General features: G+C 74.4%; 10 protein-coding genes and 2 pseudogenes. 4 read left to right on the top strand and 8 right to left on the bottom strand.

Annotated elements, in window-relative coordinates; genetic code table 11:
- Positions 1-447: PP2C family protein-serine/threonine phosphatase (locus BJF79_RS22150; RefSeq protein WP_187357038.1), on the top strand; the 447-nt coding region annotated here is incomplete at its 5' end.
- Here BJF79_RS22150 and BJF79_RS22145 read toward each other — a convergent pair.
- The 5 genes from BJF79_RS22145 to BJF79_RS22125 form a co-directional block, all read right to left on the bottom strand.
- Positions 398-1,528, bottom strand: a complete 1,131-nt coding sequence (locus BJF79_RS22145; protein ID WP_187357037.1) for an NAD(P)/FAD-dependent oxidoreductase — start codon at positions 1,526-1,528, stop codon at positions 398-400. The genes BJF79_RS22150 and BJF79_RS22145 overlap by 50 nt on opposite strands.
- Positions 1,529-1,605: 77 nt before the next feature.
- Entirely contained in the window at positions 1,606-2,484 is an 879-nt protein-coding gene (gene sigJ, locus BJF79_RS22140; RefSeq protein ID WP_075900133.1) for an RNA polymerase sigma factor SigJ, read from the bottom strand.
- A 43-nt stretch (positions 2,485-2,527) separates the two neighbouring features.
- Positions 2,528-2,737, bottom strand: a complete 210-nt coding sequence (locus tag BJF79_RS65750; RefSeq protein WP_316043412.1) for a hypothetical protein — start codon at positions 2,735-2,737, stop codon at positions 2,528-2,530.
- A gap of 558 nt (positions 2,738-3,295) precedes the next feature.
- A complete protein-coding gene (locus BJF79_RS22130) occupies positions 3,296-4,168 on the bottom strand; it encodes an SDR family oxidoreductase (RefSeq protein ID WP_075900131.1) in 873 nt (290 codons plus the stop codon).
- 213 nt (positions 4,169-4,381) lie between these two features.
- Entirely contained in the window at positions 4,382-4,906 is a 525-nt protein-coding gene (locus BJF79_RS22125; RefSeq protein ID WP_075900129.1) for a GNAT family N-acetyltransferase, read from the bottom strand.
- Between the two features lie 46 nt (positions 4,907-4,952).
- Between BJF79_RS22125 and BJF79_RS22120 the strand changes: the two genes are divergently transcribed.
- The 3 genes and pseudogenes from BJF79_RS22120 to BJF79_RS22110 all read left to right on the top strand — a co-directional run bounded on the left by BJF79_RS22120 (position 4,953) and on the right by BJF79_RS22110 (position 8,356).
- Entirely contained in the window at positions 4,953-5,198 is a 246-nt protein-coding gene (locus BJF79_RS22120; protein ID WP_075900127.1) for a hypothetical protein, read from the top strand.
- Positions 5,199-5,357: 159 nt separating this feature from the next.
- Positions 5,358-7,753: pseudogene (gene lon / locus BJF79_RS22115) on the top strand (endopeptidase La).
- Positions 7,754-7,912: 159 nt separating this feature from the next.
- Positions 7,913-8,356 (top strand): VanZ family protein, encoded by a 444-nt coding sequence (locus BJF79_RS22110; protein WP_262402400.1) that lies wholly within the window; start codon positions 7,913-7,915, stop codon positions 8,354-8,356.
- Here BJF79_RS22110 and BJF79_RS61080 read toward each other — a convergent pair whose 3' ends face one another.
- The 3 genes and pseudogenes from BJF79_RS61080 to BJF79_RS53580 all read right to left on the bottom strand — a co-directional run.
- Complete coding sequence (locus tag BJF79_RS61080) at positions 8,357-9,262, bottom strand: nitroreductase family deazaflavin-dependent oxidoreductase (RefSeq protein ID WP_262402399.1); 906 nt, start codon at positions 9,260-9,262, stop codon at positions 8,357-8,359.
- A gap of 130 nt (positions 9,263-9,392) precedes the next feature.
- Positions 9,393-9,872, bottom strand: a pseudogene (locus BJF79_RS61075) (NAD-dependent epimerase/dehydratase family protein); the annotation flags it as partial.
- Between the two features lie 61 nt (positions 9,873-9,933).
- On the bottom strand, positions 9,934-10,277 hold a 344-nt coding region (locus tag BJF79_RS53580; RefSeq protein ID WP_143220084.1), incomplete at its 5' end, for a helix-turn-helix domain-containing protein.

Below are 10,277 nucleotides of genomic sequence, written 5' to 3'. Positions count from 1 at the left end.
CGCGCCGTCGCCGCACTCGCGGCGTCCGTCCGGTCGGCCCCGGCGTGCACGTACCTCGCGGGCGTCGCCGGGCCGGGCGGCTTCTGGGTGAGCTGGATCGGCGACAGCCGCGCCTACTGGCTGCCCGACGACGGTCCCGGCGCGCTCCTCACCGAGGACGACACCGGCGAACTCGACGCGCTCGCCGCCTGGCTCGGCGCCGACGCGGGCGAACCGGCGCCCGGTTGCCGCAGCCACCGCCCGTCCGGTTCCGGGCGCCTACTGCTCTGCACGGACGGTTTGTGGCGGTACCTCCCCGACCCGGGGGCGCTGCGCGCGGCCATGCCGGGCGGGGCGCCGCCGGACGACGCGCGCGCCCCTGGTCGGCGCCGCGCTCGACGCGGTGCGGCGGACAACGTCACCGCACTCCTGGTACGGCTCGCGCCACCACGCCCGGGCGGCGCATAGCGAACACCGTGCCGCGCACGACCAGTTCCTTGGTGCGCACCGCCGCGCGCCCGGTCAGGACGGCCCGCTCGATCGGCGTGTCGTCGAAGCGGCTGAACTGGACGAGCGCGTCCCGGCGCCCCAGGCTGACGCACTGCGAGATGTAGCGCAGCGTCATCCGCTCGGGCTCGCGCCCCCGGGCGAGCGCGGCGGCGGCCTTCCCGCCGTGCAGGCCCATGGGCAGGCCCGCCTGGCAGGACATCCGCGACGCGCGGCCCCCCACGGGCAGCGTGGCGGAGTCCCCGACGGCGATCACGTCCGGGTGGGTCTGCGCGCGGAGCGTCCGGTCGATGCGGACGCGCCCGTGCCCGTCCACGCCCAGCCCGGCCTCGGCGGCCAGTCGCGGAACGCGGAACCCGGCGGTCCACACCACGGCGTCCGCAGGCAGGTCGCGGCCGTCCTCCAGCAGCAGCCCGTCGGCCGCGACCTTGGCGACCGGCGCGTTCTCGTGCACCGCGACGCCCAGCCGCTCGAACGTCCGGTGCAGGTAGCGGCGCGCGCGCGGGCCGAGGCTCACGCCGAGCGGTTCGGCGGTGACGAGATCGACGCGCAGTCCCGGACGGGTCTCGGCCAGTTCCGCGGCGGTCTCGATGCCCGTCAGGCCGCCCCCGACCACGGTCACCGACCCGAGGCCCGGCAGGCGGTCGCGCAGGTGCTCGGCGTCCGCGGCGTCCGCGACCGAGAACGCGTGCTCCCGCACGCCCGGCACGGCGTCCAGGTCGGCGGTGCTGCCCAGCGCGTACACGAGCGTGTCGTAGCCGAGATCGACGCCGCCGTCCAGACGGACCTTCCGGGCGTCCGGGTCGAGGCCGGTCGCGCGGGCGACGACCAGGTCGACGCCCGTCCCGTCGAGCAGGCCGGTCAGCGGCAGGTCGGTGAGCCGCTGGCCGGACGCGAGCTGGTGCAGCCGGACGCGCTCCACGAACCGGCCGGACGCGTTGACCAGCGTCACCTTCGCGTCCTGTCCGGCCGCAGCCGCGGCCCGCTTGGCCGCGCCCAGCCCCGCGTACCCGGCGCCCAGGACCACGATTCGGTGGGTCATGATTCCTCCTCGCGTGAGAGTCGGAAGTTGAACCGGCCTGGAGGGCGATCCGTGACGACCGGCCTACGTGACGCCGCTCACACCAGTTGGGACGCGAAGAACGCGAGCTTGCGCGGGGCCAAGACCGTCCGGATCTCGGTGATGCGCCCGTCGTCGACACCGACCGTGACGACGCCGCCCAGGGCGTCCCCGATCCAGAACACGCCGGCCGTGTCGCCGTTGACCTCCGTGACGCGGAACGTCAGCTCCGCGGCCTCCGGCCGCCGCACGAGCCCGCCCAGGTACCGCAGGACGGTCGCCCGGCCCAGGACCGGACGCCGCGCCGCCGTCACCTCGCCGCCGCCGTCCGACACCGCCACGACCTCCTCGGCCAGCAGCCGCTCCAGCGTCGCGACGTCGCCGTTCACCGCCGCGCCGAAGAACGACTCGACGATCTCGCGGTGCCGCCCGGTGTCGACGTCGCGCTTCCGCCCGTCCTGCCCGACGTGCGCGCGCGCCCGCCGGTGCAGCTGCCGCGAGTGCGCCTCCGACACCCCGAGGATCTCCGCGATCTCCCGGTGCGGATGCCCGAACGCCTCCCGCAGGATGAACACCGCACGCTCCGCCGGGGCCAGCCGCTCCAGCAGGACCAGCATGCCCAGCGACACCGATTCCCGCTGCTCCACGGTCTCCAGCGGCCCCAGTGCCCCGTCCGCGGTCAGCACCGGCTCCGGCAGCCACGGACCCGCGTAGCCCTCCCGCCGCACCCGGGCCAGCGACAGCAGGTTGAGGCACAGGTTCGTCACCACGGTCGTCAGCCACGCCGCCGGGACGTCCACGCGATCGGCGCGGCTCCACCGCAGGTACGCGTCCTGCACCACGTCCTCGGCCTCGGCCGCCGACCCCAGCATCCGGTACGCGAGCCCCATCAGCCGGGGCCGCTGCTCCTCGAACACCTCGACGTCCGAACCGGGCATGCCGCCGACTTTACCCGGCCGTCCCGCCGCGCGCCCGGCGGCGTCAGGCGCCGAAGAACGGCAGGCACGGCGCGAGCCCGTGCGTCTCGACCTCGACCGTCCGGTGCCGCTCCCACCCGGCCCGGTCGAGCACGAACCGCCGGTCGAGGCGCCGCTCGTCCCGGACGCGCACGCGCGCGACGCCGTCGGTCTCGTACCCGAGCCGCCGCGACACCGCCGTGGACGCCGGGTTGTCGGCGAACGCGGCGCTCACGGCCGTCTCGGCGCCCAGGCCGTCGAAGGCGAACGCCAGGACGGCGCGCGCATCTCCGTCCGATCCCGCGCCCCTGGAAACGGCGCCCGAGCCACGACCCGGTGCCGACCTCGCGCACGACCGCGAAGTCGCGGGCGCCGACGCCCTGCGTGCCCACGACCCGTCCGTCCAGGAACACGGAGAACTGCAGGCTCCAGTTCTCCGGAGTCCATTCGGCGAGCTGCCGCCAGTGGAACTGAATGGTCGAGCGGGCGCGTTCGGCGGGCGGCGCGTCGCTCCAGGGGACCATGAAGGGCATCTCCGCCGGATCGTGCACGCCGTCGGCCGCCAGCTCCCCGAGCGCATCGAGTTCCCGCAGGTCGGGCAGCCGCAGCTCCAGCCGGGGCGTCCGGAGAACGAGCCCGAACAAAGGCCAGTGAGTCATCTCCACCGAACCCATTGTCCCTCGCGGACACCGGGCGGAGAAACGGTTTTCCGCATTGCGGAACGCGGTAGCGGGGCGGTGGGGGAGTTCGACCCGGAATCGGCTCACGGACGGTCTGTCCGGCGGAACCTTCGTCAGGAGCGGAAGTCGTCGGCGTGGTCGCGGGCCCATTGCGCGAACGTCCGGGCGGGCCGTCCCGTCACGTCCCGGGCGGTCGGCAGCGGGCCGAGCGCCGACAGGTCGACCGCCGAGCGGTCCGCCGGGTCGGCGGGCTCGCCGGAGTAACTCTCGAAACCCAGCAGGAAATCGGCGTTCTCCGCCGCGAAACCGCCCTGCCGCCGGTAGTCGTCCCGGGCCTGCACCGGCGTGACCCGTTCGAATCGGACGTCCCGTCCGACCGCGTCCCCGATCAGGCGGACCTGCTCCCGGTGCGTCAGGAACTCCGGCCCGTTCAGCATGTACGCCCGGCCCGCGTGCCCGTCCTCCAGCAGTGCCGCCGCCGCGACGTCGGCGATGTCGTCCTCGTGCACCGGGCACCAGGCGGCATCGGGATACGGGTCGCGCACCACGTCCCCGGCACGGATCGAGGCTCCCCACAGCCACAGCTTGTTGAGCATGAACTCGCCGGGCCGGACGTGCGTCCACGCCGCGCCGGACGCCTCGACGGCCCGCTCGACCGGCAGGTGGAAGCCGGTGTCGTACCCGCCCTCCACGGCCCCGGACGACAGCGTCACGATGCGCCGCACCCCGGCCGCGACGGCGGCGCCGGCGACGTCCGCGGCGGTGGCGGCGACGGGGAACAGGTACATGCGCTCCACGCCCCGCAGCGCGGCCGTGAGCGATGACGGCACGTCGAGGTCCCCCCGCACGACGTCGACCCCGCCGGGCAGGACGGCCGCCCGGTCGGGCCGCCGGGTCATCGCCCGCACCTGCGCGCCGGCCCGGACGAGGCGCTCCACCACTCGTCGCCCGACGTGTCCCGTCGCGCCGGTCACCAGAACGGTCATGGGATTCCTCCATCTGTGCGCGGGCACGCCGAAAGGCCCGCTCGGGGCGGTGAAAGTCGGATGCCTCATCTTCGGCCCGCCCGTCCGGCGGAAGCAAACGCGAACAATGTGTTCACATACGCCTATGACCTGCGGAAACGTGTTCCCGGTGCCGTTCGCTCAACCGCCGATTTTCGACGCGTATCCGCTGGATGCGCCCCTTCTCCGGAACATTTACGAAGCGGACTCCGCGGGAGCGGCGTCGAGCGAAATCCAGAAGCGGTCCTCGCCCTTTTTCCGGCCGCACGGCACGCCGCCGTTGGCGAGGATGACGCGACGGGACGCCTCGTTGTCCCGGGCGCAGGTCAGCAGGACGCGTCCGAGGCCGCGGCGGCGGCACTCCTCCAGCCCGGCGGCGAGCATCCGCGTGGCGTGGCCCCGGCGGCGCCACGCGTGGACGACGTGGTAGCCGATGTTGCCGCCCGTCTCGATCAGCGGGGCCGTCAGGCGGTGGCGGAGGACGAGCGTGCCGAGGTAGTGCTCGCCCGAGACGTACCAGAACGTCGTCGTCGGGACGTTCCACCGGACGTGGACGCCGCGTCGCCCCGCGACGAAGGCGTCGAAGTCGGCGATGGCCGGGGCGAGCCACGCGGCGGACGTCCCGTCGGCGCGGCAGTCGGCCAGTTCGCCCGCGAGGAACGACGCCCGCATCGCCGCCGCGGGCGGCACCAGACGGCACGGTTCGTTCAGGTCGATCACGCGTCCAGTCTCGCGGCCCGGTCCGCCGGTCGGAAAGGCTGGCGGCATGCGATTCTCCGCCGCCACCGCCGCTCTGCCCGGACCGTCCGACCACGCTGCAGACTGCCGCGCCGGTCCGCGCGCGGGGGAGCGTTTTCTGCTCTGCACCGGTCCCCTGACCGCCGACCTGATGTACCTGCATACGGCGCTGTCGGAAGGCACGGTCGCCCAGGCCGCCGGACGGCTGGTGTCGCCTTACTCGGCGGACGCGGGTCGGACGGCGGTCGCCTGCACGGTCGGCGACCTGCCGTGAACCTTCCCCCGCTTCCCCCGCTTCCCGCGTGATCGCTGAGAGCGAACGGGGGGAGGAAACAAATCCGTGCTCCGTTTTCTTGAGTGTGTATGACTCAACCCTGGAGGTTGGGTCGGCGGCCCTCCCGAGGGGCCGGGACGACACGGACTTGGAGTGAGCATGAGCGAGACCCTGACGCTGCCGGTGCTGCCCCTGGACGACGGGGCCGTTCTGCCGGGCATGGTGGTGCCCCTCGACCTGTCCGACGACGCGGAGGTCCGCGCGGCGATCGAGGCCGCGCGGTCGGTGGCGCGGACGCAGGGGCCGGGGATACGGACGCCCGGCAAGCCGCGGGTACTGCTGGTGCCCCGGCTGGACGGGCAGTACGCGGCCGTCGGCACGCTGGGCGTGATCGAGCAGGAGGGGCGGCTGCCCGGCGGGGAGCCGGGGGCCGTCGTGCGGGGCGTCGCCCGGGTGCGGATCGGGACGGGCACGACCGGTCCCGGCGCGGCCCTGTGGGTCGAGGGGACCCTGATCGAGAAGGAGCCGCCGTCCGGGCGGGCGCAGGAGCTGGCGAAGGAGTACAAGGGCCTCGTCGGCGCGATCCTGCAGAAGCGCGGCGCGTGGCAGGTCGTCGACGTCGTGCAGCAGATCGACGACCCCTCGACGCTGGCGGACAACGCCGGCTACGCCCCCTACCTGTCGGACGAGCAGAAGGTCGAGGTGCTGGAGACGCCGGACGTCGTCGAGCGCCTCACCCTCGTGATCGGGTGGGCCCGCGACCACCTGGCCGAACTGGACGTCGCGGAGACCATCCGCAAGGACGTGCAGGAGGGCATGGAGAAGACACAGCGCGAGTTCCTGCTGCGGCAGCAGCAGGAGGCCATCCGCAAGGAGCTGGCCGAGCTGAACGGCGACCCCGCCGACGAGGAGGACGACTACCGCGCCCGGATCGAGGCGGCGAACCTGCCCGAGAAGGTGCGGGAGGCCGCGCTGAAGGAGGTCGACAAGCTGGAGCGGTCGTCGGACGCCTCCCCGGAGGGCGGCTGGATCCGCACCTGGCTCGACACGGTCCTCGACATCCCGTGGAACGAGCGCACCGAGGACGCCTACGACATCGCGGGCGCCCGGGAGATCCTGGACGCCGACCACGCGGGGCTCGACGACGTCAAGGAGCGCATCATCGAGTACCTGGCGGTGCGCAAGCGCCGCGAGGAGCGGGGGCTCGGCGTCGTGGGCGGACGCCGCAGCGGCGCGGTGCTCGCGCTGACCGGCCCTCCCGGGGTCGGCAAGACGTCGCTGGGCGAGTCGGTCGCGCGGTCGATGGGCCGCGAGTTCGTCCGGGTCGCGCTGGGCGGCGTCCGGGACGAGGCCGAGATCCGCGGCCACCGCCGGACGTACGTGGGCGCGCTGCCCGGCCGGATCGTGCGGGCGATCCGCGAGGCGGGGACGATGAACCCGGTCGTCCTGCTGGACGAGGTCGACAAGGTCGGCGCCGACTACCGGGGCGACCCGACGGCGGCGCTGCTGGAGGTCCTCGACCCGGAGCAGAACCACACGTTCCGCGACCACTACCTGGAGGTCGAGCTCGACCTGAGCGACGTGCTGTTCCTGGCGACGGCGAACGTGGTGGAGGCGATCCCCGGGCCGCTGCTCGACCGGATGGAGCTGGTGCAGCTCGACGGCTACACCGAGCACGAGAAGGTGACGATCGCCCGCGACCACCTGCTGCCGCGCCAGCTCGACAAGGCGGGGCTGGAGGCGTCCGAGGTGACCCTGGACGACGAGGCGCTGCGGCTGCTCGCGTCCGAGTACACCCGCGAGGCGGGCGTCCGGTCGCTGGACCGGTCGATCGCGCGGGTGCTGCGGAAGATCGCCGCGAACGTCGCGCTGGAGAAGGCGGCGCTGCCGGTCTCGGTGGGCCGCGACGACCTCAAGGGCTACCTCGGCCGTCCGAAGCACACGCCCGAGGTGGAGCTGAGCCGCGGCGAGCGCCGCACCGGGGTGCCGGGCGTCGCGACGGGCCTAGCGGTGACCGGCGCGGGCGCGACGTCCTGTACATCGAGGCGTCGCTGGCCGACAAGGAGACCGGCGACACCGGGGTGACGCTCACCGGGCAGCTCGGCGACGTGATGAAGGAGTCGGCGCGGATCGCGCTCAGCTACCTGCGTTCGCGGGGCGCCGAGCTCGAACTGCCGGTCGGCGACCTGAAGGAGCGCGGCGTGCACGTCCACGTGCCCGCGGGCGCGATCCCCAAGGACGGCCCGAGCGCGGGCATCACGATGACGACGGCGCTGGCGTCGCTGCTGTCGGGACGTGCGGTGCGGCCGGACGTCGCGATGACCGGTGAGGTGTCGCTGACCGGGCGCGTCCTGCCGATCGGCGGGCTGAAGCAGAAGCTGCTGGCCGCGAGCCGGCTGGGCATCACCACCGCGATCGTCCCGAAGCGCAACGAGCCCGACCTGGAGGAGGTGCCGCAGGAGGTGCTGGACGGCATGACGGTGTTCACCGTCAGCGACGTCCGCGAGGTCCTGGAGCTGGCCCTGGAGCCGGCGACGACCGCGGTCGCCGCCTGACGCCCGTTCCGCGGACGCCCGCAGCCGGTGCGGCTGCGGGCGTCCGTTCGTCCGGTATCGGGTGTCCGAATCGGTGCGGCGGGCATGGACGGGGGGCGATCGGGGACGAGACGCCGGGTGTTGGTCGAAATGTGGCAGCCTGCCCCTCCCGGTGAGCGAGTGCCCCGGTACGTTCTCGCGCTGCGCGCCGCCGTCGCCGTGGCGGCGTTCGGCCTGCTCGGCGCCTTCTTCTACGTCGCGTTCAGGTTCACGCTGACGCCCGTCCGCGACCACGGCCAGGCCGGGGCGAACTTCCGCCCCGGCGACTCCCTGCGCTTCTACCTGGACCGCCCGACCGAGGAGGCGCTGTTCCAGATCGGCGGGAACCTCGCCCTGCTCGCCCCCATGGGCGTGCTGCTCCCGCTGGTCGCCAAGCGGCTGCGCGGGCCGCTGCGGCTCGCCGTCCTGACGGCCCTGTTCTCGTTCGCCGTCGAGCTGGTGCAGGGCGCGTTCGTGATCGGCCGCGCCTTCGACATCGACGACGTGATCCTCAACGTGGCGGGCGTCGTCCTCGCCTACGCGCTGCTCGGCCGCCGCCTGTCGAGGTCCCTGCGCGGCTCCTGATCAGCGGGGGGCGAGGCGGAAGATGCGGAGCTGCCGCCCGGCGCGTTCCACGTACCGGTCGTAGACGGGCCATACCTGGACGAGACGCGGCCACACCTCCGCGCGTTCGGTGTCGTCGAGGAGGTGCGCCTTGACGGGGACGGTCCGGCCGCGGAAGACGACCTCGGCCTCGGGCGTCTTCAGGAGGTTGCCGGTCCAGGCGGGGTGCTTCTCGCGGCCGAAGTTGGACCCGACGACGAGCCAGCCGCCGTCCGGCTCGGGCAGGCAGGCCAGCGGCGTGCGGCGCGGCTGCCCGCTGACCGCGCCGGTCGCGACGAGGACGAGGCTGGGGACGAGCGCCTGGCCGATGAGGAACCGGCCGCCGGTGAGGCGGCTCAGCGCCCGGTCGACGCGCGGGACGATCTTGGGCCCGATCTTCGCGAACCAGGGGGCGCCGGAGATCCGGTGGAACAGCGGGCCCAGCGCGCGCTGGACGACGGTCGGTTTCGGCGGCGCACCGGCGGCGGCGAGCCGCCCGGCGCGGCGCGGGCTCAGGTGCCCGGACGCGGCGAGCGAGCGCAGCCCGTCGGCGACGGTGTCCTCGACGGGGCGCGGGGCGAGGCCGAGCGCGTCCAGGATGGGCCGGTCGTCGGTCGGGACGAGCGTCACCATGAACTCGGCCGCGTCCCGCGTCAGCGGGTAGGCGAACGGACGGACGCGCTTGGCGGCGTCCAGCGCGGACCCGAGGCCGAGCATGACCGCGGACGGGACGCGGAAGGCGCGCGGCCGCACGCCGGTGAGCCGGTCGCACAGCGCCGCGAGCCGCGGCCACGTCAGGTAGTGGCCGCCGAACACCCAGCGGCTCGCGCCCTGCCGGGACTCGACGGCGCGGGCGAGGGCCTCGGCGAGGTCGCGGACGTCGAGCACCGAGACGCCGCCGCCCGGCAGCGGCCAGGCCAGCGACAGGGCCCCCGGCGAGCCCCTCGGGGAGCGCGTCGAGGACGGGCTGGTCGGGGCCGAACACGCCGCCGGGGTAGACGATCGTGACGGGCGCGCCGTCGTCCTGCAGGCCGCGCGCGTACCGTTCGGCGGCGATCTTCGAGCGGCCGTAGTCGGTGCGGGGGCTCGCGAGGGGCGCGTCGGCGGTGATGACGGGCGCGGACGGCGGGACGAACACCCCGATCGTGGACACGTGGATCACCGGGCCGAGCCCGGCGGCGACGGCCCCGCCGACGACGTTGCGGGTCCCGGTGACGTTCGCCTCGACGACGTCGACGGTGCCGCCGGTGACGCCGATCGCGGCGGCGGCGTGGATCGCGGCGTCGCACCCGTCGAGGGCTTCGGCGACGGCCCCGGCGTCCAGCATGTCGCCACGGACGAACTCGACGTCCGCGGCCGCGACACCCAGCTTCTCCAGGACCCGGGTCGCCTTACCGGGGTCGCGCACCAGCGCGCGCGGCGTGTGCCCGTGCTCCAACAGGGCGCGAACGGTGTGGGACCCGACGAACCCGGAGGCCCCGGTGATGAGAACGCGCATGTGCACAACCTAATGCTTGCTAGCCCACCGCGACAGTCCCAAGATCGTTTCCCCGCGGCCGTCATCCGTCCGGATCGCGCGTCGGGCGGGGCTTCGGGGGGTCGGCGGCGAGCCAGGCGCGGCACAGCCACCAGGCGTTGACGGCGCCGAACGTGTCGGACGGGTCGACGCCGGTCGCGTCGGTGAACCGCTGCACCCGGTTCCGGACGGTGTTGGGGTGCACGAACAGGCGCGCGGCGGCGCCGCGCGTCCCGTCCGCACTCCAGCCAGGCGCACACGCGCGGGCGACCGGCCCGGTGCCCGCGCCGAGCGCGGCCCGCGCGGCCGGTGCTCCTCCAGCAGGACGGCGGCCAGGTCGGTGGCGTCGGCTCGTCGGCGACGACGGCGACGTCGGCGAGCTGGACG

The sequence above is a fragment of the Actinomadura sp. CNU-125 genome (genome assembly GCF_001942465.1).
In the GTDB taxonomy this organism is placed as follows: Bacteria; Actinomycetota; Actinomycetes; order Streptosporangiales; family Streptosporangiaceae; genus Spirillospora.
This window is presented reverse-complemented; position numbering and strand designations above follow the sequence as displayed.

Bases quoted from the DNA above. Each gene is read 5' to 3' on its own strand.
- BJF79_RS22130 (WP_075900131.1), bottom strand. From the start codon at position 4,168: ATGACCGTTCTGGTGACCGGCGCGACGGGACACGTCGGGCGACGAGTG.
- BJF79_RS22145 (WP_187357037.1), bottom strand. From the start codon at position 1,528: ATGACCCACCGAATCGTGGTCCTGGGCGCCGGGTACGCGGGGCTGGGC.
- sigJ (WP_075900133.1), bottom strand. From the start codon at position 2,484: ATGCCCGGTTCGGACGTCGAGGTGTTCGAGGAGCAGCGGCCCCGGCTG.
- BJF79_RS22120 (WP_075900127.1), top strand. From the start codon at position 4,953: ATGCGATTCTCCGCCGCCACCGCCGCTCTGCCCGGACCGTCCGACCAC.